This is a genomic window from Rhodocista pekingensis (assembly GCF_042665545.1).
GTDB lineage: Bacteria > Pseudomonadota > Alphaproteobacteria > Azospirillales > Azospirillaceae > Rhodocista > Rhodocista pekingensis.
Genome location: NZ_JBHTCM010000004.1, coordinates 431,293 through 453,158, shown reverse-complemented (window position 1 = coordinate 453,158; position 21,866 = coordinate 431,293). Strand labels below are relative to the sequence as shown.

The 21,866-nt window shown below is 68.4% G+C and carries 19 protein-coding genes; 16 read left to right on the top strand and 3 right to left on the bottom strand.

Annotated features, from left to right (window positions below; all coding sequences use genetic code 11):
• Positions 1 to 2: 2 nt before the first annotated feature.
• Positions 3 to 1,874 carry a peptidylprolyl isomerase gene (locus tag ACFQPS_RS02685; protein ID WP_377356219.1) on the bottom strand — a complete coding sequence of 624 codons (1,872 nt, stop codon included), beginning with the start codon at positions 1,872 to 1,874 and terminating at the stop codon, positions 3 to 5.
• A gap of 240 nt (positions 1,875 to 2,114) precedes the next feature.
• On the opposite strand from ACFQPS_RS02685, the gene tpiA reads away from it, so the two are divergent.
• The 13 genes from tpiA to ACFQPS_RS02620 all read left to right on the top strand — a co-directional run bounded on the left by tpiA (position 2,115) and on the right by ACFQPS_RS02620 (position 16,220).
• Positions 2,115 to 2,870 carry a triose-phosphate isomerase gene (tpiA, locus tag ACFQPS_RS02680; protein ID WP_377356218.1) on the top strand — a complete coding sequence of 252 codons (756 nt, stop codon included), beginning with the start codon at positions 2,115 to 2,117 and terminating at the stop codon, positions 2,868 to 2,870.
• 121 nt (positions 2,871 to 2,991) lie between these two features.
• Positions 2,992 to 3,345, top strand: a complete 354-nt coding sequence (secG, locus tag ACFQPS_RS02675; protein WP_377356216.1) for a preprotein translocase subunit SecG — start codon at positions 2,992 to 2,994, stop codon at positions 3,343 to 3,345.
• Between the two features lie 120 nt (positions 3,346 to 3,465).
• Positions 3,466 to 5,094: a CTP synthase gene (locus ACFQPS_RS02670; RefSeq protein ID WP_377356214.1), complete on the top strand. Its 1,629-nt coding sequence runs from the start codon at positions 3,466 to 3,468 to the stop codon at positions 5,092 to 5,094.
• A gap of 73 nt (positions 5,095 to 5,167) precedes the next feature.
• Entirely contained in the window at positions 5,168 to 6,010 is an 843-nt protein-coding gene (gene kdsA / locus ACFQPS_RS02665; RefSeq protein WP_377356212.1) for a 3-deoxy-8-phosphooctulonate synthase, read from the top strand.
• Between the two features lie 44 nt (positions 6,011 to 6,054).
• On the top strand, positions 6,055 to 6,678 hold the full coding sequence (locus tag ACFQPS_RS02660) for a lysophospholipid acyltransferase family protein (RefSeq protein ID WP_377356211.1): 624 nt from the start codon (positions 6,055 to 6,057) through the stop codon (positions 6,676 to 6,678).
• A 138-nt stretch (positions 6,679 to 6,816) separates the two neighbouring features.
• Positions 6,817 to 8,097: a phosphopyruvate hydratase gene (eno, locus tag ACFQPS_RS02655; RefSeq protein WP_377356210.1), complete on the top strand. Its 1,281-nt coding sequence runs from the start codon at positions 6,817 to 6,819 to the stop codon at positions 8,095 to 8,097.
• Between the two features lie 191 nt (positions 8,098 to 8,288).
• Positions 8,289 to 8,651, top strand: coding sequence for an FtsB family cell division protein (locus tag ACFQPS_RS02650; RefSeq protein WP_377356209.1), 363 nt, complete (start codon positions 8,289 to 8,291; stop codon positions 8,649 to 8,651).
• 171 nt (positions 8,652 to 8,822) lie between these two features.
• The gene (gene pdhA, locus ACFQPS_RS02645) at positions 8,823 to 9,836 is read left to right on the top strand and encodes a pyruvate dehydrogenase (acetyl-transferring) E1 component subunit alpha (RefSeq protein WP_377356208.1); all 1,014 of its coding nucleotides are present in this window, start codon (positions 8,823 to 8,825) and stop codon (positions 9,834 to 9,836) included.
• A gap of 26 nt (positions 9,837 to 9,862) precedes the next feature.
• The gene (locus ACFQPS_RS02640) at positions 9,863 to 11,257 is read left to right on the top strand and encodes a pyruvate dehydrogenase complex E1 component subunit beta (protein WP_377356206.1); all 1,395 of its coding nucleotides are present in this window, start codon (positions 9,863 to 9,865) and stop codon (positions 11,255 to 11,257) included.
• 27 nt (positions 11,258 to 11,284) lie between these two features.
• Positions 11,285 to 12,670, top strand: coding sequence for a pyruvate dehydrogenase complex dihydrolipoamide acetyltransferase (locus tag ACFQPS_RS02635; RefSeq protein ID WP_377356204.1), 1,386 nt, complete (start codon positions 11,285 to 11,287; stop codon positions 12,668 to 12,670).
• Positions 12,671 to 13,156: 486 nt separating this feature from the next.
• Positions 13,157 to 14,563, top strand: a complete 1,407-nt coding sequence (gene lpdA / locus ACFQPS_RS02630) for a dihydrolipoyl dehydrogenase (RefSeq protein ID WP_377356202.1) — start codon at positions 13,157 to 13,159, stop codon at positions 14,561 to 14,563.
• A gap of 191 nt (positions 14,564 to 14,754) precedes the next feature.
• The gene (gene lipA, locus ACFQPS_RS02625; protein ID WP_377356200.1) at positions 14,755 to 15,732 is read left to right on the top strand and encodes a lipoyl synthase; all 978 of its coding nucleotides are present in this window, start codon (positions 14,755 to 14,757) and stop codon (positions 15,730 to 15,732) included.
• A gap of 20 nt (positions 15,733 to 15,752) precedes the next feature.
• Complete coding sequence (locus ACFQPS_RS02620; RefSeq protein WP_012565364.1) at positions 15,753 to 16,220, top strand: type II toxin-antitoxin system RatA family toxin; 468 nt, start codon at positions 15,753 to 15,755, stop codon at positions 16,218 to 16,220.
• Between the two features lie 30 nt (positions 16,221 to 16,250).
• Here ACFQPS_RS02620 and ACFQPS_RS02615 read toward each other — a convergent pair whose 3' ends face one another.
• Positions 16,251 to 16,736: a CinA family protein gene (locus tag ACFQPS_RS02615; RefSeq protein WP_377356198.1), complete on the bottom strand. Its 486-nt coding sequence runs from the start codon at positions 16,734 to 16,736 to the stop codon at positions 16,251 to 16,253.
• 4 nt (positions 16,737 to 16,740) lie between these two features.
• The gene (locus ACFQPS_RS02610) at positions 16,741 to 17,919 is read right to left on the bottom strand and encodes a bifunctional 2-C-methyl-D-erythritol 4-phosphate cytidylyltransferase/2-C-methyl-D-erythritol 2,4-cyclodiphosphate synthase (RefSeq protein ID WP_377356196.1); all 1,179 of its coding nucleotides are present in this window, start codon (positions 17,917 to 17,919) and stop codon (positions 16,741 to 16,743) included.
• Between the two features lie 233 nt (positions 17,920 to 18,152).
• Between ACFQPS_RS02610 and dusB the strand changes: the two genes are divergently transcribed.
• The 3 genes from dusB to ntrC are packed head-to-tail and all read left to right on the top strand — an operon-like array spanning position 18,153 to position 21,746.
• Complete coding sequence (gene dusB, locus ACFQPS_RS02605) at positions 18,153 to 19,169, top strand: tRNA dihydrouridine synthase DusB (protein ID WP_377356195.1); 1,017 nt, start codon at positions 18,153 to 18,155, stop codon at positions 19,167 to 19,169.
• Positions 19,169 to 20,296 carry a two-component system sensor histidine kinase NtrB gene (locus ACFQPS_RS02600; RefSeq protein ID WP_377356193.1) on the top strand — a complete coding sequence of 376 codons (1,128 nt, stop codon included), beginning with the start codon at positions 19,169 to 19,171 and terminating at the stop codon, positions 20,294 to 20,296. Before dusB ends, ACFQPS_RS02600 begins: the two co-directional genes overlap by 1 nt.
• A gap of 1 nt (position 20,297) precedes the next feature.
• The gene (gene ntrC, locus ACFQPS_RS02595; RefSeq protein ID WP_377356191.1) at positions 20,298 to 21,746 is read left to right on the top strand and encodes a nitrogen regulation protein NR(I); all 1,449 of its coding nucleotides are present in this window, start codon (positions 20,298 to 20,300) and stop codon (positions 21,744 to 21,746) included.
• The last annotated feature ends 120 nt before the right edge of the window (positions 21,747 to 21,866 follow it).

The following is a 21,866-nucleotide window of genomic DNA, read 5'->3' as shown; positions in this document are numbered from 1 at the left end:
GATTACTCCGGACGGTAGAGGCTGTCGATCATGCCGCGGTTGACGCTGACCGGGAACTGGCGCTGCAACCCGGTCACGTACTGCGTCACCAGATCATCGGCCAGCGTGGCCTCCGTCGTCTCGCGGATCGACCTGACCCCGGCGGCGTCGGGCACCGCCGGGATGATCTCGACCAGCCGGGCGACCACCGGTCCCTCGCGGCCGTCACCCACGGCGACGCCGCCCGGCTGGGCGCCGAACAGCTCCTCGACCAGCGCCCCAGGAAGGGCGCCGGCAGCCTCGGGACGGCGGGTGAACGGCTCGCTGCGCGCATGGGCCGCACCCGGCACCGTGGCGGCGAGCTGGGCCGGGTCGGCGCCCTCACGCAGCTTCGCGGCCAGCTCATCCGCCTTCGCGCGGGCAGCGGCGGCACGCTGTTCCGAGATCCAGTCGGCCAGGACCCGATCCCGGATCGTCTCCAGAGGCTTGAGCGCCGCGGGCTGCACGCCGTCCACGCGGACGGCGAAATAGCCCTGCGCATCCGTCTCCGTCATGTGGCCGGTATCGCCTGCGGGCAGGGCGAACGCCGTCTCCAGCACCTGGGAGAGGGCGGGAACGCCCTCGACCGGGGTGCCGGCAGGCGTGGCACCCCGGTTGTCCACCGCTTCGATGCGGACGATCTCCGCCCCGGCGCGCTGTGCGGCCTCCTCCAGCGTGGCGCCGCCGGCGAGGTCGTCGTCCATCTGGTTCGCCACCTCGTAGAGGCGGTCGAGCGCGCGCTCCTTGCGCAGGTCGGCGACGACCTGGTCGCGCACCTCGGCGAGCGGGCGCTCATGGCCCGGGGTGATGGAGCGGACGGACAGGACGTGCCAGCCCAGGGTGGATTCGACGGGGGCCGAGCTGGCCCCCTGGGCCAGACCGAAGACAGGCTCCACCAGTTCGGGCAGGAGCTGGTCGCGGGTGACCTCGCCCAGATCGATGGCCTCCGCACCGGCCGCTTTCGCAGCCTGTTCCAGCGGGGTGCCGCCGGCCACGGCATCGGCCACGGCCTTGGCCGCCGCCTGGTCGGGCAGCACGGCCTGCACGACGGCACGCCGCTCCGGGGCGACGAATTCACTGGCGCGGGCGTTGTAGGCCTGCTCGATGTCGGCGTCGCTGACCGTGATGTCGTCAGCAATGGCCTCTGCGTTCAGCTTGGCGACGGTCAGGCCGCGGTACTCCGGGGCCGTGTAGCGCACCGCGCGATCCTGGTGGTACTGCGCCAGGACGGAAGCCTCAGGCGCCGCCGGTTCCGGCATGGCGCTGGCCGGCACGGTGATGAGGTCGGCCACCCGCTTCTCGTTACGGAAGCGGAAGAGCGTCTCCGCCAGGGTCGTCGGAAGAACGGCGCCGATGCTGACGGAGCCCAGGAGCTGTCCGCGGGCCATGTCGGCGCGGACCTGCTCGACGAGGCCCTGTTCGGTCATGCCGTTCTGGCGCAGCAGCGCCCGCATCAGGTCGGGGTCGAACTGACCGAGCTGGTTGTGGAAGACGGGCACGCGGCGGATCTCGTCGGCCACCATCGCGTCGCTGGGCACGAGGCCCTTGTCCTGCCCGGCGAGGCTGACCAGGGTGCGCTGCACCATCTGTTGCAGCGTCCGTTCCAGCAGGCCGAAGGCGCGCGCCTGTTCGGACGTCAGGTCCGCGCCCATGACCCGGCGCAGCCGGGTCACCTCGTCGCGGAATTCCTGATCCAGCTCCTGCGGGGTGATCTGGACATCGCCCACCTCCGCCACATGGCGGCCGAGGCCGCGGGTGAAGTCGCCAATCCCCCAGACCGCGAAGCTCGCGATCAGGAGGATGAACAGGATCTTGGCGATCCAGGAGCCGGCGGTGCTGCGGATTGCTTGGAGCATCGGGAGCTTTTGCGATCTCGAAAGGGGCCGTCATCGGGCCGAGGGAATGCGGCAACCCTGGGGCCGCCGAAGGCCGCGCATCATAGAAGCCGGTCACCGGCCCGGCAAGCCCGCCTGCCGGCCGCGTTCCCGCGGGTGGAAAAGCGTATCCGCGGCTGTTAAACGGGATGGCGCGTCATGCCGATCCGGCAGCCAACCCGCAGAGCGCCGTCTCAAGTGCGCCAGCCAGGAGAAACGACCATGCCCGACCGCCGCCCGTTGATCGCCGGAAACTGGAAGATGAACGGCCTGCGCGCCGATGGAACCGCCCTGGCCCGGGATCTGGCCGGGCGCCTCACGGCGGCCGGCGCGGCGGGCTTCGACCTGCTGGTCTGCCCCCCTGCGACACTTCTCCACGCCGTCGGCGAGGTGCTGGCCGGCAGCGGCGTCGCCCTGGGCGGGCAGGACTGCCACGCGGCGGAGAAGGGGGCCCATACCGGCGACGTCAGCGCCTGGATGCTGGCCGACCTCGGGTGCAGCCACGTCATCGTCGGCCATTCCGAGCGCCGCCACGACCACGGGGAGGACGACGCCACCGTGCGCGCCAAGGCCGCGGCGGCGCACAAGGCCGGCCTGACCGCCATCATCTGCGTCGGCGAGACGGAGGCCGAGCGTGATGCCGGCGATGCCGAGACGGTCGTCGCCCGCCAGCTCGAAGGCTCGATTCCGCAAGGGGCGTCCGCCGCCGACACGGTCATCGCCTATGAACCCGTCTGGGCGATCGGCACCGGGCGGACCCCGACGGTCGCCGACATAGCCGCCATGCACGGCATGATCCGCCATCGGCTCCACGGGCTGGTTGCCAGCCCCGACTCCGTGCGCATCCTGTATGGCGGTTCGATGAAGCCCGGGAATGCCGCTGAAATCATGGCCGTGGCCGACGTGGACGGCGGCCTGGTCGGCGGTGCCAGCCTGAAGGCGGACGATTTCTGGCAGATCGCCCTGTCCGTCCGATAGCACATTCGGGCTGGCGCGGGACGCGGACAGACTGTAAACACTGCGGCCGAGAGCACCGGATTCCTGCCGCTTCCGGGCGTGCAGCGTTCCGGTGCTTCGTTCGTTGCGAAGGACAGTTCCCATGGAAAAGGTGGTTCTTGTCGTCCATCTGCTGATCGCCGTGTCGCTGGTCGGCGTCGTCCTCATCCAGAAGTCGGAAGGCGGCGGGCTGGGCATCGGTGGCGGCACCATGGGCGGTCTCATGACGACGCGGGGCAGCGCCAATCTGCTGACCCGGACGACGGCGATCCTCGCCGCCTGCTTCTTCACCACCAGTCTGGTGCTGGCCGCGATGACCGGCGCCACCGGCCCGGCCGAATCGATCTTCGACCGCACGGCGCCCGGCGTGCAGCAGGAGGCCCCCGCGGCCCCCGCTCCGGCACCCGAGCAGCCTCCGGCCCAACCGGCGCAGCCGACGGTCCCCGTCGGCCAGTAAGTCCGGACAACCGGCTGAGACGAAGAGGCGGCGGAAAGGCCGCCTCTTTCCATTGGGGGGCATGGCGGCCGTATCGGGCGCTGTGGCCCGGGATTTCCGATCGAGCTAGATTAGGCTTCCATGACGCGCTTCATCTTCATCACCGGCGGCGTTGTGTCTTCCCTCGGCAAGGGCCTCGCCTCGGCCGCCCTCGGAGCGTTGCTCCAGGCCCGTGGCTTCAAGGTCCGCCTGCGGAAGCTGGACCCTTACCTGAACGTCGATCCGGGCACGATGAGCCCGTACCAGCACGGCGAGGTTTATGTCACCGACGACGGTGCCGAGACCGACCTCGACCTCGGGCACTATGAGCGCTTCACCGGCGTGCCGACGCGCCAGAGCGACAACATCACCACCGGGCGCATCTACTCGAACGTCATCGCCAAGGAGCGCCGCGGCGATTATCTGGGCGCGACGGTGCAGGTGATCCCGCACATCACCGACGCCATCAAGGAATTCGTCCAGGCCGACCTGACGGACGAGGATTTCTGTCTGGTCGAGGTCGGCGGCACCGTCGGCGACATCGAGAGCCTGCCCTTCCTGGAGGCCATCCGCCAGCTCGGCAACGAGCTGGGGCCGGACCGGGCCCTGTTCACCCACGTCACCCTGCTGCCCTACATCCCGGCGGCAGGCGAGCTGAAGACGAAGCCGACGCAGCACTCCGTGAAGGAGCTGCTGAGTGTCGGCATTCAGCCGCAGATCCTGCTCTGCCGCGCTGATCGGCCGATCCCCGACAACGAGCGCCGCAAGATCGCGCTGTTCTGCAACATCAAGCAGGAGGCGGTGATCGCGGCGCTGGACGTGGACACCATCTACCAGGTGCCGATCAGCTACCACGAACAGGGCTTCGACACGCAGGTGCTGAAGTTCTTCGGCATGCCGGTCGAGGGCGAGCCGGATCTCAGCCGCTGGCAGGAGATCGTCTCCCGTGTCCGCCACCCGGAGGGCGAGGTCACCATCGCCGTCGTCGGCAAGTACACGAGCCTGCTGGACGCTTACAAGTCGCTGGGCGAGGCGCTGACCCATGGCGGCATCGCCAACAACGTGAAGGTCAAGCTCGACTGGATCGACGCCGAGATCTTCGAGACCGACGGCGCCATCCACCGGCTGGAAGGTGTCCACGGCATCCTGGTGCCGGGCGGTTTCGGCGAGCGCGGCACGGAAGGCAAGATCAAGGCGGCCCAGTTCGCGCGGGAGCGCGGCATCCCCTATTTCGGCATCTGCTTCGGCATGCAGATGGCGGTGATCGAGGCGACGCGGCACCTCGCCGGGCTGGAGAATGCCGGCTCGTCCGAGTTCGGCCATCCCGATCCGGCCGTCGTCGGCCTGATGACCGAGTGGAGCCGCGGCAACCAGCTTGAGAAGCGGGCGGCCGGCGGCGACCTGGGCGGCACCATGCGGCTGGGAAGCTACGACTGCCACCTGCTGCCAGGGACCAAGGTCCGCGATATCTATGGCGCCGACTTCATCCAGGAGCGGCATCGCCACCGCTACGAGGTCAACATCAACTTCCGGGAGAAGCTGGAGGCGGTGGGGCTGAAGTTCTCCGGCCTGTCGCCCGACGGCGTGCTGCCGGAGATCGTCGAACTGCCGGTGCACCCCTGGTACATCGGCGTGCAGTTCCATCCGGAGCTGAAGTCCAAGCCGTTCGAGCCGCACCCGCTGTTCACCAGTTTCATCCGCGCGGCCATCGAGCAGAGCCGGCTGGTCTGACGCGATACCGTCCGGCCGCGGGACGGCCGGACGGACGCTTGAGGCAACCACAATCAAGGGAAGGCCTGGAGACATGGTTGCGCCCCGCACCGTCGCCGTCCGCGACCTCACGGTCGCCAACGACCGGCCGTTCACGCTGATCGCCGGGCCGTGCCAGCTCGAATCCCGCCAGCACGCGCTGGAGATGAGCGGCGCCCTGGTGGAGATCACCCGCCGGCTGGGCATCGGGTTGATCTACAAGACCAGCTTCGACAAGGCGAACCGAACCTCCGTCAGCACCGCCCGCGGGCTGGGGATGGAGAAGAGCCTGCCCATCCTGGCCGAGGTGCGGGAGACGTTCGGCATCCCCGTGCTGACCGACGTCCACGCGCCCGAGCAGTGCGCCCCGGTGGCTGAAGCGGTGGACGTGCTCCAGATCCCCGCCTTCCTCTGCCGCCAGACCGACCTGCTGCTGGCGGCCGGCGAGACCGGCAAGCCCGTCAACGTGAAGAAGGGGCAGTTCCTGGCGCCCTGGGACATGAAGAACGTGGCGGCGAAGATCGCCAGCACGGGCAACGACAACATCCTGCTGTGCGAGCGCGGCGCCAGCTTCGGCTACAACACGCTGGTCAGCGACATGCGCTCGCTGCCGATCATGGCCGCGACCGGCTATCCCGTCGTCTTCGACGCCACCCACAGCGTGCAGCAGCCGGGCGGGCAGGGAACGACCAGTGGCGGGCAGCGGGAGTTCGTGCCGGTGCTGGCACGGGCCGCGGTCGCCATCGGCGTGGCCGCCGTCTTCATGGAAACGCACCAGGACCCCGATCACGCTCCGAGCGACGGTCCCAACATGGTGCCGATTTCGGAACTGGGCTCCATCCTTGAGGTCATGGTGGCGCTCGACCGCATTGCAAAGGCGACCCCTGTCCGGTTCTGATCAGTCTCCTTCCGGCTCAACCCAAGGTCCCGAAAGTTCCGTCCGTGCAGCCTCCCATCGTCGGTCCTTCCGTTCCCCGCCGCGGCACCCCCTTCACCCGCTGGCTCGGCCTCGCCCTGATGCGCCTGGGCGGCTGGAAGTTCGAGGGAGAGGTGCCCGACGCGCCGAAGTTCATCATCATCGGTGCCCCGCACACCTCCAACTGGGACTTCCTTGTCGTCATGAGCGCAGCGCTCGCGCTCGCCATCGACGTCAAGATCATGGCGAAGCACACGCTGATGCGCGGGCCGCTGGCCCCGTTCATGCGCTGGTGCGGGGTGTTCGGCATCGACCGGCGCCGTGCCGGTGGCGTCGTCGGCCAGATGGCCGAGAAGTTCCGGCAGGCCGACAAGCTGACCATGGCCATCGCCCCGGACGGGTCGCGTAGCGCGAGCGAGCACTGGAAGAGCGGCTTCTGGCGCATCGCCCGGGCGGCTGACATCCCGGTGCTGCCCTGTGCGCTCGACTATGGCCGGCGCAGTGTCCGTTTCGGGCCGCTGATGCGGATGTCCAGCGACATCGCCGCCGACCTCGCGGTGCTGACAGATTTCTATCTGGGGACCCGCGGCGCCCGGCGGACCATCGACCGGCCGCTCTCCTTCAAGGACCTGGGAGGGGAGTCGGCCTGACCGGCCCCGTGCCGCTCCCCGCGCAGGGCGGTGCGGCCGTATTAGCCGACCAGTCCCCTTGCGGGGGGGCGCGGCACCCGCTATCCCGTTGATCCGTTCCGCGCCGATCCCGGTGCGCGTCACGAGGAGAAGGGGCCCATGTCCGCCATCATCGACATCCATGCCCGCGAGATCCTGGACAGCCGTGGCAACCCCACCGTCGAGGTGGAGGTGCGGCTGGAGTCCGGGGCTTTCGGTCGGGCTGCCGTGCCGTCCGGCGCGTCCACGGGCGCCCATGAGGCGGTGGAGCTGCGCGACGGCGACAAGGCCCGCTACGGCGGCAAGGGCGTCCTGCGCGCCGTCGAGTCCGTGAACGGCGAGATCTTCGACACCCTGTCGGGTCTGGAGGCGACCGAGCAGGTCGCCATCGACTCCATCATGATCGAACTGGACGGCACGCCCAACAAGAGCCGCCTCGGTGCCAACGCGATCCTGGGCGTCAGCCTGGCCGTCGCCAAGGCCGCGGCGGATGAGCTGGACCAGCCGCTCTACCGCTATGTCGGCGGCGCCAACGCCCGCACCCTGCCGGTGCCGATGATGAACATCATCAACGGCGGCGCCCATGCCGACAACCCGATCGACATCCAGGAATTCATGGTGATGCCGGTCGGGGCCGAGACCTGCGCCGACAGCATCCGCATGGGCGCCGAGATCTTCCATGCGCTGAAGAAGAAGTTGAAGGACGCCGGCCACAACACCGCCGTCGGCGACGAGGGTGGCTTCGCGCCGAACCTGAAGTCCACCGACGAGGCCCTGGGCTTCATCATGAAGGCCGTGGAGGCCGCCGGTTACCGCCCGGGCGAGGACGTTCTGCTGGCGCTCGACGCCGCCTCCACCGAGTTCTTCAGGAACGGCCGCTATGAGCTGGCCGGAGAGGGCAAGAGCCTGGACGCCGCCGGCATGGTCGCCTACTGGCAGGATCTGGTCGGCCGCTATCCGATCGTCTCCATCGAGGACGGCATGGCGGAGGATGACTGGGACGGCTGGAAGGCCCTGACGGACGCCATCGGCGGCTCGGTCCAGCTCGTCGGCGACGATCTGTTCGTCACCAACCCGGTCCGCCTGTCCGACGGCATCTCCCGCGGCATCGCCAATTCCATCCTGGTCAAGGTGAACCAGATCGGCTCCCTGACCGAGACGCTGGAGGCGGTCCGCATCGCCCAGAGCAACGGCTACACGGCCGTGATGTCGCACCGCTCGGGCGAGACGGAGGATTCCACGATCGCCGATCTGGCGGTGGCGACCAACTGCGGCCAGATCAAGACCGGCTCGCTGTCCCGCTCCGACCGGATCGCCAAGTACAACCAGCTGATTCGCATCGAGGAGGGCCTGGGCCGGGCCCGCATCTTCCCCGGCCGGACGGCGCTGAAGCGCGGCTGAGGCAGATCCGACCCGTTGCAAGGGGGTGGCCGGCGCCGGCCACCCCTTTTCCGTGTCTTTCGGGAGCGCGTTTCCGCTGCTTTCGGCCGACAGCGCAGGCTGGTGCCGGCCTTCACGATCCCGGACAGGGTTCCACCTGCGGAAGCATTGACGGGCGCGGGCGGCAGTGTTTCCATGCCAGCATGATTGCAATGCACGCCCTCGGCTCCGCCTTCAACCGCGCCTTCCGGCAGATCATCGGGCCGGTCCTCGGCGCGTCGGTGGTCGCCTACTTCGCCTACCACACGGTCCAGGGGGACCGGGGGCTGGTGGCGCTCACCCACCTGCAAGGTGAGGTGGAGGAGGCGTCGCGCGTGCTGGCCGACGTGCGCCATGAACGCGAACAGCTCGAACACCGCGCCCGGCTGCTGCGGCCGGACAATCTCGACCCCGACATGCTGGAGGAACGGGCGCGCCTGCTGTTGAACAAGACGCATCCGGACGATCTGGTGATCCTTCTTCCGGGCCGGCCTGCCCCGCAATCGCCGCAGGACACGCAGCCTGTGTCCCGTTAACCTGCTGATCCGGCATCGATTAACGAAAATCCGGTTAACTGTCTTTTTCTCTGCAAAAACAGCATATTGCAGCGCACACACCTTGCAAAGGCCGTGGGGCGGCGCTAGCTCTACCTCCAATCCGCCGGGTGTATCACCACACCTGCGCCCCCGTGCACGAGGGAGGAGCCTGTGGCCATGTCCAAGCGCCGCGCCAAGGGTGCGGCTCCTGAAGCTGCGACGCTGCCCGGTCCCGAAGAGCTGCTGAAGTACTACCGCGAGATGCTGCTGATCCGCCGCTTCGAGGAGAAGGCCGGCCAGATGTACGGCATGGGCCTGATCGGCGGCTTCTGCCATCTCTACATCGGCCAGGAGGCGGTCGTCGTCGGCATCCAGAACGCGCTGCGGCCCGGCGACAGCATCATCACGAGCTACCGCGACCATGGCCACATGCTGGCCTGCCAGATGGACCCCAAGGGCGTGATGGCCGAGCTGACCGGCCGCCGCGGGGGCTATTCCAAGGGCAAGGGCGGCTCCATGCACATGTTCAGCCGCGAGAAGAAGTTCTTCGGCGGCCACGGCATCGTCGGCGCCCAGGTTCCCATCGGCACGGGCCTCGCCTTCGCCCACAAGTACGCCAAGGATGACGGCATCGCCGTCTGCTACATGGGCGACGGGGCGGTGAACCAGGGCCAGGTCTACGAATCCTTCAACATGGCCGCCCTCTGGCACCTGCCGGTCCTCTACATCATCGAGAACAACAAGTACGCCATGGGCACGGCGCAGACGCGCTCCTCGGCCGGCGAGCTTTACATGCGCGGCAGCGCCTACGGCATTCCCGGCCGTCAGGTGAACGGCATGGACGTGCTGGAGGTGAGGGGGGCGGCCGACGAGGCGGTGGCCCATGTGCGCGGCGGCCAGGGGCCGATGATCCTGGAGATGAAGACCTACCGCTACCGCGGCCACTCCATGTCCGATCCGGCCAAGTACCGGACGAAGGAGGAGGTGAACAAGATGCGGTCGGAATCCGATCCCATCGACCACCTCAAGACGATGCTGCTTGAGAAGTCCTACACCGACGAGGACGCCCTGAAGGCCATCGACCGCGAGGTCAAGCAGGTGGTCACCGAGGCCGCCGAGTTCGCCACCCAGAGCCCCGAGCCCGATCCGTCCGAGCTGTGGACGGACGTGCTCGTGGACGCCTGACCCGTCGCCGATCCGGAGGGAACGAGATGCCCGTGCAGGTCCTGATGCCGGCCCTGTCGCCGACCATGACGGAAGGCAAGCTGGCCAAGTGGCTGAAGAAGGAAGGGGACGAGGTCAAGGCGGGCGACGTGCTGGCCGAGATCGAGACCGACAAGGCCACCATGGAGGTGGAGGCCGTGGACGAAGGCACCCTGGCCAGCATCCTGGTGCAGGAGGGGACCGAGGGCGTGGCCGTCAACACCCCCATCGCCGTCATCACCCAGGAGGGCGAGAGCGCCGAGCAGAATCTGGCCCGGACCGAGGAGAGCACGCCGAAATCCGCCGCCGCCCGGCATGTGAAGGGTGAGGAGGGGCCGGCCCCGTCGCTGCCGTCCACCCCGCCGCCCTCCTCCCCGGCGGCCGCCCCCGCCTCCGACGAGGACCGCTTCTTCAAGGACGCGCCGGTCATCACCGTGCGCGAAGCCCTGCGCGACGCCATGGCCGAGGAGATGCGGCGCGATCCGACCGTGTTCCTGATGGGCGAGGAGGTGGCCGAGTACCAGGGCGCCTACAAGGTCAGCCAGGGCCTGTTGCAGGAGTTCGGCGCCGAACGGGTGATCGACACGCCCATCACCGAGCACGGCTTCGCCGGCCTGGGCGTGGGGGCGGCCTTCGGGGGGCTGCGCCCGGTCATCGAGTTCATGACCTTCAATTTCTCGATGCAGGCGATCGACCAGATCATCAACTCGGCGGCCAAGACGCTCTACATGTCCGGCGGCCAGATGGGGTGCCCCATCGTCTTCCGCGGCCCCAACGGTGCCGCCGCCCGCGTCGCCGCCCAGCACAGCCAGGACTTTGCGAGCTGGTACGGCCATATCCCCGGCCTGAAGGTGGTCGCCCCCTATACGGCGGCCGACGCCAAGGGCCTGCTGAAGGCCGCCATCCGCGATCCCAACCCCGTGATCGTGCTGGAGAACGAGATCCTCTACGGCCACTCCTTCCCGTGCCCGACGGACCCGGACTTCATCGTTCCCATCGGCCGGGCCAAGGTGGTCCGGCAGGGCACCGACGTGACCGTCACAGCCTATTCCCTGATGGTGGCGCATGCCCTTGCCGCCGCGGAGCGGCTGGCGGAGGAGGGCACCAGCGTCGAGGTGATCGACCTCCGCACCATCCGGCCGCTGGATGTGGAGACCGTCGTCGCCAGCGTGAAGAAGACCAACCGCCTTGTCTCCGTCGAGGAGGGCTGGGCCTTCGCCGGCATCGGGTCGGAGCTGGCCGCCCTGATGATGGAGCACGCCTTCGACCACCTGGACGCGCCCGTGGTCAGGGTCCATGCCAAGGACGTGCCGCTGCCCTATGCCGCGAACCTGGAGAAGCTGGCGCTGCCGCAGCAGGACGATGTCGTTCAGGCCGTCAAGGCCGTGACCTACAGGCGCTGAGCCGGGAAACCGCTGGAGAATCTACCGATGCCGATCGAAATCCTCATGCCGGCGCTGTCGCCCACCATGACCGAGGGCAAGCTGGCGCGCTGGCTGAAGAAGGAAGGGGACGAGATCAAGGCGGGCGACGTGCTGGCCGAGATCGAGACCGACAAGGCCACCATGGAGGTGGAAGCGGTGGACGAAGGCCGCCTTGCCAAGATCCTGGTCGCCGACGGGACCGAGGGCGTGGCCGTCAACACCCCGATCGGCCTGATCGCGGAAGAGGGCGAGGAGGTGTCCGCCGCCGCGGCCTCCAAGGCCGCCCCTGCGCCGCAGCCGGCCGCCCCGGCCCCGCGCGAAGGCGCGACCGGCCCGGCCGATGCCGCCGTGGCACCGAAGCCCGGCCAGCCCGCGACCGGTCCGGTCGGCGGCGCCAGCCCCAGCCTGCCCGAAGGCCGCGAGCCGGCCGCGCCGGCCCGGCACGACGGCGGGGACCGCGTCTTCGCCAGCCCGTTGGCGCGCCGCATGGCGCAGCAGGCCGGGCTGGACCTCGCCTCCCTCTCCGGCAGCGGTCCGCAGGGCCGCATCGTGAAGGCGGACATCGAGGCGGCCCTGGCCCGCGGCCCGCAGCGGAAGGAGGAGGCCCGGCCCGCGGCGCACCCGTCGCCGGCTCCCGCCGCCCCGTCGGCAGCGCCGCAGCCGGCCGCACCGCGCGGGATCGACGCGAAGGACTATGCCGACAAGCTCGGCATGCCCTACACGGTCGTGCCCAACACCGGCATGCGCAAGACCATCGCCAAGCGCCTGACGGAGGCGTGGCAGACCATCCCGCACTTCGCGCTGACGGTGGACCTGGAGATCGACCGGCTGCTGGCCCTGCGGGCCGAGCTGAACGAGCGGTCCGGGGAGAAGGTCTCGGTCAACGACTTCGTCGTGAAGGCGGCGGCCCTGGCCCTGCGCAAGGTGCCGGCCGCCAACGTCTCCTGGCACGAGGACGGCATCCTCCAGTACGAGAACGTGGACGTGTCCGTCGCCGTCGCAACGGAGGGCGGGCTGATCACCCCGATCGTTCGCAACGCCGACCGCAAGGGCCTTTCCACCATCTCCGCCGAGGTCAAGTCGCTGGCCCAGAAGGCGCGCGACGGCAAGCTGAAGCCGGAGGAGTTCCAGGGTGGCACCTTCAGCGTGTCGAACCTGGGCATGTTCGGCATCCGCACCTTCACCAGCATCATCAACCCGCCGCAGAGCTGCATCCTGTCGGTCGGGGCCGGGGAGAAGCGGGCGGTGGTGAAGGGCGACGCGTTCGCCATCGCCACCCTGATGAGCTGCACGCTCTCGGTCGATCACCGCTCGGTGGACGGCGCCGTCGGCGCCGAGTTCCTGAAGGTCTTCCGGCAGATGATCGAAGATCCCATCACCATGATGCTGTAAGGGAAAATTTAATTCGGAGTTTAGGTATGCGGTATTTTTTACTCTCCCTTGTCGCTAGCATGCTGGGTTCAGCGATTTACTGCGCTCCCTTTTTGCATGGGGGCAACTTATTTGGGGCAATCCATTTGGCGGTATTCATGTCTGTACTTATTTCAATATTGCCGTATTATATTTCTGGGTTTATTTTCCTTCCGCCCGAAGCGAGGAAACTTTTTGCTAGCAACCGTCGCATTCTTAGATTTATAAATCCAATAGATCGAATTGGAAGAAGGTATTTGTATTTTTATTTTTCGATCCAAATAATTTTAATTATTTGGGGGATATCTTCGTCAGATTGGGTTGTTATTTTGGAGAAAATTAACCTAAACACAATGTTCAGAGATTATTTTTACTTATTTTCTTGTTTTATTTTTATTTGTTGTGACGCGAATCGTGTGAGCCACTCTAGAGTGAGTGGACTTTTTACTTTCTACAAGTGAGGCGAGCATGGCCCACACGCAGTTCGATCTGATCGTCCTCGGCGCCGGTCCCGGCGGCTATGTGGCGGCGATCCGCGCGGCCCAGCTCGGCATGAAGACGGCCGTGGTGGAGCGCGAGCATCTCGGCGGCATCTGCCTGAACTGGGGCTGCATCCCGACCAAGGCGCTGCTGCGCACGGCCGAGGTGGCGCACCTGATCCAGCACGCCAAGGACTATGGCATCACTGTCGAGGGCCCGGTCCGCTTCGATCTCGCGCCCATCGTCAAGCGCTCCCGCCAAGTGGCGGCGCAGCTCTCCGCCGGCGTGAAGGGACTGCTGAAGAAGAACAAGGTCACCGTCATCGACGGCAGCGGCCGGCTGCTGGGCAAGGGCCGCCTCGCCGTCGAGAAGGACGGCAAGCCGGTCGGCGAGTACGCGGCGAAGCACATCATCATCGCCACCGGCGCCCGCGCCCGCGTCCTGCCGGGCCTGGAACCGGACGGCAGGCTGGTCTGGACCTACAAGGAGGCGATGGTCCCCGAGCGCATGCCGAAGAGCATCCTGGTCGTCGGCTCCGGCGCCATCGGGGTGGAGTTCGCCTGCTTCTACCGCCAGATGGGGGTGGAGGTGACGCTGGTGGAAGTCCTGGACCGCATCCTGCCGGTCGAGGATGAGGAGATCAGCGCCATCGCCGCGAAGCAGTTCACGAAGCAGGGCATCCGCATCCACACCGCGACCAAGGTCACCAAGCTGGAGAAGGGGGCGGACAGCGTGACCGCCACGCTGGACCTCGGCGGCGGCCGGACCGAGACGGTGACGGTGGACCGGGTGATCGCCGCCGTCGGCATCGTCGGCAACGTCGAGAACATCGGGCTGGAGACGACCAAGGTGACGGTGGAGCGCAACCACATCGTCACGGACGAGTGGATGCGCACCGACGAACCCGGAGTCTACGCCATCGGCGATGTCTGCGGCGCCCCCTGGCTGGCGCACAAGGCCAGCCACGAAGGCGTGCTCTGCGTCGAGAAGATCGCCGGCGTGGAGGGCGTGCATCCCATGGATGTGCGCAACATTCCGGGCTGCACCTACTCCCTGCCGCAGGTGGCCTCGGTCGGGCTGACGGAGCGCAAGGCGCGGGAGGCCGGTCACGAGGTCCGTGTCGGCCGCTTCCCCTTCATCGGCAACGGCAAGGCCATCGCCCTGGGCGAGCCGGAGGGGCTGGTCAAGACCGTTTTCGACGCAGCCACGGGCGAGTTGCTGGGCGCCCACATGGTCGGTGCCGAGGTGACGGAACTGATCCAGGGCTACACCATTGCCAAGACCATGGAGACGACGGAGGCGGAGCTGATGCACACCATCTTCCCGCACCCGACCCTCTCCGAGATGATGCATGAGAGTGTGCTGGCCGCCTACGGACGCGCCATCCACTACTGACCGCAGGCTGCCTGCGCCGCGTCGGTGCGCGGGCGGCATCCGGCCGAAACCCGGTTTCCGAACGCCCCGCCGTCGCCACGGCCGGGGAACCCGCCCGGACGCGGACAAGATCCAAGGCGGCGCAACGCCGCGCTTGGCCTTGTCTGCGCCCGGACCTATGTTGGCGCTGTCACAGCAAGGTCATCTCCGCCATGCCCATCGCTCCCGACCGGGTCCGCCATCCCGAAAAGGCGAACCGGCCCGACAACCCCATCCAGCGCAAGCCGGAGTGGCTGCGGGTCAAGGCGCCGACCAGCCCCGAATACGGGGAGACGCGGTCCCTGATGCGGGGGCTGCGCCTGAACACGGTGTGCGAGGAGGCGGCCTGCCCCAACATCGGGGAATGCTGGAAGAAGAAACACGCGACCTTCATGATCCTGGGCGCGGTCTGCACCCGCGCCTGCGCCTTCTGCAACGTGGCGACGGGCCGGCCGGAGCAGCTCGACCCGCATGAGCCGGAGAAGGTGGCCGAGGCCGTCGCGCACCTGAAGCTGGAGCACATCGTCGTCACCTCCGTGGACCGCGACGATCTGGAGGATGGCGGCGCCGGGCATTTCGCCCGGACGATCCGCGCCATCCGCGCCGCCGCTCCGGAGACGACGATCGAGGTCCTGACCCCCGATTTCATGAAGAAGAAGGGGGCGGTCGAGACCGTGGTCGAGGCCCGGCCCGACGTCTTCAACCACAATCTGGAGACCGCGCCGCGGCTCTACCCGACGATCCGTCCGGGGGCGCGCTACTTTACCTCATTGCAGCTTCTGGCCCGGGTGAAGGAGATCGACCCGTCCATGTTCACCAAGTCGGGAATCATGGTCGGGCTGGGCGAAACGAAGGAAGAAGTGTTCCAGGTCATGGACGACCTGCGGGCCGCCGATGTTGACTTCATGACCATCGGCCAGTACCTCGCCCCGACGCCCAAGCACGCCAAGGTCGATCGGTTCGTGACTCCGGACGAGTTCGCCGGCTACGTGACGGTCGGCCGTGGCAAAGGGTTCCTGATGGTGGCCAGTTCGCCGTTGACCCGCAGCTCCTATCACGCAGGGGCGGATTTCGAGCGGCTGCGGGCCGCGCGGGAAGCGAAGCTCGCCGGACGGCCGGTCGCCGCCCCGGAAGCGACGTCCGCCGAGTAAGCCGGGAGTTTCTTGAGAGCATGCCCAGACATACCGAACAGAAGGTTTTTCCCTACAGCCCGGACCAGCTCTTCGCGCTGGTGTCGGACGTCGAGCGCTATCCGGAGTTCCTGCCATGGGCCGTGGCGGCCCGCATCCGGCGGCGCGACGGCAACGTGTTCTGGGCCGACCTCGTGATCGGCTTCAAGATGGTGCGCGAGCGCTACACGTCGCGGGTCGTGCTGTCGCCGGACAAGCGCCGGATCGACGTGGAATACGCCGAGGGGCCTTTCGAGCACCTGGAGAACCACTGGGTCTTCCACCCGCATCCGGACGGCTGCGTGGTCGACTTCTATGTGGATTTCGAGTTCCGCAACAAGGTGTTGCAGAAGATCATCGGCGCCCTGTTCCATGAGGCCGTGCGCCGCATGGTGGCCGCGTTCGAGACGCGCGCACACCAGCTCTACGGTGCGCCGACCGTCCGGCCGGCCGCCCGCCCGGTGCTCTGACCGCAGGGTTCCGGTCCGGGCAGGACCCGGTCAGAGCAGATCGAGCGCCAGTTCCAGGGAGCGCCGCACGGAGGCCAGACGGACCGCCGTGCGGTCGCCCGGGAAGACGTGGCGCTCGACCCGCACCGGGCCGCCGCGCCGGACCGCCCCCAGCCAGACCAGCCCCACCGGCTTCGTCGGCGTGCCGCCTGTCGGTCCCGCGACTCCGGTGACCGAGAGCGCCACGTCGGCCCGGCTGTGCGCCAGGACGCCGCGCGCCATGGCGGCGGCGACCGGCTCGCTGACCGCGCCGTGGGCGGCGATCAGCTCCGCCGGCACGCCCAGCATCTCCGTCTTCGCCTCGTTCGTGTAGGTGACGAAGCCCCGGTCGACCAGGGCGGAGGAGCCGCTGACCGAGGTCAGGCAGCCGGCGATCAGGCCGCCGGTGCAACTCTCCGCCGTCGCCAGCCAGAGCCCGCGCGCCACGAAGGCGTCGCGGACCCGTTCGGCCAGGGCGGCCAGGTCGTCCGGGAACACCGTCTCACGTCCCCGCCGTCGGCAGGCCCGGCATGGGCAGCCGCACGGTCGCCGTCGCCAGGGCAGCGATGCCTTCGCGCCGGCCGGTGAAGCCCAGCCCCTCCGTCGTCGTCGCCTTGACGCTCACGCGGTCGGCGGCGATTCCCAGAAGCTCCGCCATGCGGGCCTGCATGGCCGGGCGGTGCGGACCGACCTTCGGACGCTCGCAGATCAGCGTCACGTCCACATGGGCGATGACGCCGCCCCGCTCCCGCACCATCTCCGCCGCGTGGCGGAGGAAGACGGCGCTGTCGGCACCCTTCCAGCGCGGATCGGTGGGCGGGAAGTGCTGCCCGATGTCGCCCGCGGCCAGCGCCCCCAGCAGCGCGTCAGTCAGGGCGTGCAGCCCGACATCGGCGTCGGAATGGCCTTCCAGCGCCTGATCGTGGGGCACGCGCACGCCGCACAGGGTGACATGGTCGCCCGGATGGAACTTGTGGACATCGTAGCCGCTGCCGGTGCGGATGTCGGAAAGCCCGGCGTAGATCAGTCGCTCCGCGCGGGCCAGGTCGTCGGCGTGGGTCACTTTCAGATTGTCCGGATTGCTGGGGACGAGGGCGACGGCGAGGCCGGCCCGTTCGGCGACGGCCGCGTCGTCGGTGAGGTCGAGACCGCCCGCCTCGCGGTGGGCACCGACAATGTCGTGGTAGCGGAAGCCCTGCGGGGTCCGCGCCCGCCACAGGCCGGTGCGGTCCACGGTCGTGCTCACGCGCCCGTCGCGCTCACGCTTCAGCGTGTCGGCCAGCCGCGTCGCGGCGACGGCAGCCGGATGCTCCGCCAGCGCGGCGATCACCCGGTCGATGGTCCCGGCATCCACCAGCGGGCGGGCACCGTCATGCACCAGGACCAGATCCGGCTTCTCCTCCGCCAGCGCCTCCAGTCCGTTCAGCACGCTCTGCTGCCGGCTGGCGCCACCGCGGATCGGCTCGGGCAGGCCGAGTCCGACCACGGCCGCGTCGTAGAGGTCGCGGTGCTCGGGATTGATGACGACCCGCACGCCGGTCACGCCGGGATGGCGCAGGAACGCCTCCACCGCATGGCGCAGGACGGTCTTGCCGGCCAGCGGCAGGTACTGTTTCGGAATATCGGAGCCGAACCGCTCACCGCGGCCGGCGGCGACGATCAGGGCGATGCAGGCGGGCATTGACGGAAACGCTCCCCAGGCTGTGGTGCGCGGAGCCTAGCGGGAACGGGGCCGCACGCCAATCCCGGCCGCGTCGATCGGTAGCCCCGGTCCGGTCATGTCGCACCCCGGGAGGGTCGCTTTTCCGCAGGTCATTCATTCGCCGGCCGAACCCTTGCCATGCTTGCAAATTCTCTCCGGCGTGCTAGCGTCCGACGCCTAATTTTCATGCAATCGCCATGGATGCCTAACAGATGGGCAAGCGCCTTGCGCCGCTCCGGATCGGCCCCGTCACGATCGACGACCCGGTGATCCTCGCCCCCATGTCCGGCGTGTCCGACATGCCCTTCCGCCGTCTGGTGAAACGGACCGGCGCCGGCCTCGTCGTGTCGGAGATGATCGCCAGCCAGGCGATGATCCGGGCCTCGCGCGAGAGCATGCTGAAGACGGAATGGTCGCCGGAGGAGGCGCCGATCTCCATGCAGCTCGCCGGTTGCGATCCCGAGGCGATGGCGGAGGCGGCGAGGCTGAACGAGGATCGCGGCGCCCACATCATCGACATCAATTTCGGCTGCCCGGTGAAGAAGGTGGTCAACGGTTTCGCCGGGTCCGCCCTGATGAAGGACGAGCCGCTCGCCGGCCGCATCATGGAGCAGACGGTCAAGGCCGTGTCCGTGCCCGTCACCATGAAGATGCGCAAGGGCTGGGACGCCGAAACCCTGAACGCGCCGCGGCTGGCCCGCATCGCGGAGGAGTGCGGCATCCGCATGGTGACCGTGCATGGCCGCACCCGCTGCCAGATGTACAACGGCACGGCGGACTGGAAATTCATCCGCACGGTGAAGGAGGCGGTCTCCATCCCCGTCATCGCCAACGGCGACATCAACACGCTGGCGGATGTCGTCCGCTGCCTGGAGGAGAGCGGGGCGGACGGGGTGATGATCGGCCGCGGCACCTATGGCCGGCCCTGGTTCCTGGCGCAGGTCATGCACTATCTGCGCACGGGTGAGGCGCGGCCCGACCCGACGCTGGCCGAACAGCTCACCATCGTGCTGGAACACTATGAGGCGATCCTGGAGCACTACGGTGCCGAGGCCGGGCTCAGGATCGCCCGCAAGCATGTCGCCTGGTACTCCAAGGGGCTGCCGGGTTCGGCCGATTACCGCAACGCCATCATGACCATGGACCAGCCGGCGCGGGTCAAGCAGGCCATCGTGGACTTCTACCGCGCCCTGATGGACCGCGGCATCACCGAGCGGGTCGCCGCCTGATGACGAAGCCCGCCACCCTGACGCGCCGGCGGCCGCAGGAAGAGATCGACCCCGCCGTCGTCCTCAACGCCCTGCCGGACCCGGTGCTGGTGGTGGACAGGGCGGGGGCGGTCCAGTTCGTGAACCTGGAGGCGGAAGAGTTCTTCGATGTCTCCTCCGCCCGGGTCGTGGGCACCCCCCTGACCGACCTGATCCCGGCCGACAGCCCGATCCTGGGGCTGATCGAGCAGGCGCGGGAGACGCACGGCAGCGTCTCCGAATACGGGGTCACGCTGGAGACTCCGCGCATCGGCGCGCACTTCATGACGGTGCAGGCGGCCCCTGCCAGCGATCCGCCCGATCTGGTGGTGCTGACGCTGCACCAGCGCTCCATCGCCCGGAAGATCGACAACCAGTTGAGCCATCGCGGCGCCGCCCGGTCCGTCATCGCCATGGCGGCGATGCTGGCGCACGAGGTGAAGAACCCGCTCTCCGGCATCCGGGGCGCCGCCCAGTTGCTCGAAGAGAGCGTCGTGGAAGAGGACCGGCTGCTGACCCGGCTGATCTGCGACGAGGCCGACCGCATCGTCGCCCTGGTGGACCGGATGGAGGTCTTCGCCGACCGCCGTCCCTTGCAGAAGGCCGCCATCAACATCCATTCGGTGCTGGAGCATGTCCGGCGCATCGCCCAGAACGGCTTCGCCCGGCACATCCGCTTCGTCGAGCGCTACGACCCGTCGCTGCCGCCGGTCCTGGGCAACCGCGACCAGCTCATCCAGGTGCTGCTGAACCTGGTGAAGAACGCGGCGGAGGCCTGCCCCGAGCAGGGCGGCGAGATCGTGCTGAGCACGGCCTATCAGCACGGCGTCCGGCTGGCCGTCGCCGGGTCGGACAGCCGGGTGCATCTGCCGCTGCTGGTCAGCGTGCAGGACAATGGCGACGGCATCCCGGAGGACATCCAGGCGAACCTGTTCGATCCCTTCGTCACGACCAAGCTCAACGGAACCGGCCTGGGTCTTGCATTGGTGGCGAAAATCGTCGGGGACCACGGCGGGGTCATCGAGTTCGAGAGCGTGCCGCGGCGCACGGTCTTCAAGGTGTCCCTGCCGATGGCGGCGGATGCTGGAGCCTTGGTGGAGGGTGCCTAAAATGGGTGCAACGATCCTCGTTGCAGATGATGATCGCGCCATTCGGACGGTTCTTACACAAGCCCTGGCGCGGCTCGGCCATGAGGTGCGCTCCGCCGGAAACGCGGCGACGCTGTGGCGGTGGGTGTCCGAAGGGCAGGGCGATCTGGTCATCACCGACGTGGTGATGCCGGACGAGAACGGCCTGGACCTGATCCCCCGCATCAAGCGGACCCGGCCGGACCTGCGCATCATCGTGATGAGCGCGCAGAACACCCTGCTGACCGCCGTCAAGGCGGCGGAGCGGGGCGCCTTCGACTACCTGCCCAAGCCCTTCGACCTGAAGGAGCTGGTGGCGATGGTGCAGAAGGCGCTGTCCTCGCCGCGTCCGCCGGCCGAGCCGGTGGCCCTGCCGCCGGCCGAGGCGGAGGAGGAGACGCTGCCGCTGATCGGCCGCTCCCCCGCCATGCAGGAAATCTACCGCGTGCTGGCGCGGCTGATGGGAACCGACCTCACGGTCATGGTCACCGGCGAGTCCGGCACCGGCAAGGAGCTGGTGGCCCGCGCCCTGCACGACTACGGCAAACGCCGCGAGGGGCCCTTCGTCGCCATCAACATGGCGGCGATCCCGCGCGAACTGATCGAGTCCGAGCTGTTCGGGCACGAGAAAGGGGCCTTCACCGGCGCCACCATGCGCTCCACCGGCCGCTTCGAGCAGGCCCAGGGCGGCACCCTGTTCCTGGACGAGATCGGCGACATGCCGCTGGAGGCGCAGACGCGCCTGCTGCGCGTGCTCCAGGAGGGCGAGTACACGACCGTCGGCGGCCGCACGCCGATCAAGACCGATGTCCGCATCGTGGCTGCCACGCACCGCGATCTGCGCACCCTGATCCGGCAGGGCCTGTTCCGCGAGGACCTGTTCTACCGCCTGAACGTGGTGCCCATCCGCATTCCGCCCCTGCGCGAGCGGGCAGAGGACATCCCGGCCCTGGTCCGCCACTTCTTCCATCTGGCGACGCACCAGGGCCTGCCGCTGAAGAGCCTGGACAACGCCGCGATGGAGCGCATGAAGCGCCACCGCTGGCCGGGCAACGTGCGCGAACTGGAGAACATGGTGCGCCGGCTGGCGGCGCTCTATGCCCAGGAGGTCATCGGACTCGATGTCATCGAGCAGGAACTGGCCGAGGCGGCCCCCGCCAGCCAGCCAGCCGAGGAGCCGGTGAACGAGGGCCTGGGGGCGGCCGTCGAGCGCCACCTGAAGGAGTATTTCGCCGCCCACAAGGACGGAATCCCCGCTGCCGGTCTCTACGACCGCGTCCTGCGCGAGGTCGAGCGCCCGCTCCTCTCCCTCTCACTGCTGGCGACGAAGGGCAACCAGATCAAGGCCGCCCATCTGCTCGGGCTGAACCGCAACACCCTGCGCAAGAAGATCCGGGAACTGGACATCCAGGTCGTCCGTGGCCTGAAATAGCGTGGCTTTCCGGCTGCCGCCCGGCCGAGTGGGACGCTGGCGCGGAGTGTAGCTTTCTGGTAACACGGTGCCCGGAACATGCCGTCCCGGCCGGGATCTCCGGCTCCCTTACGCCTCAGC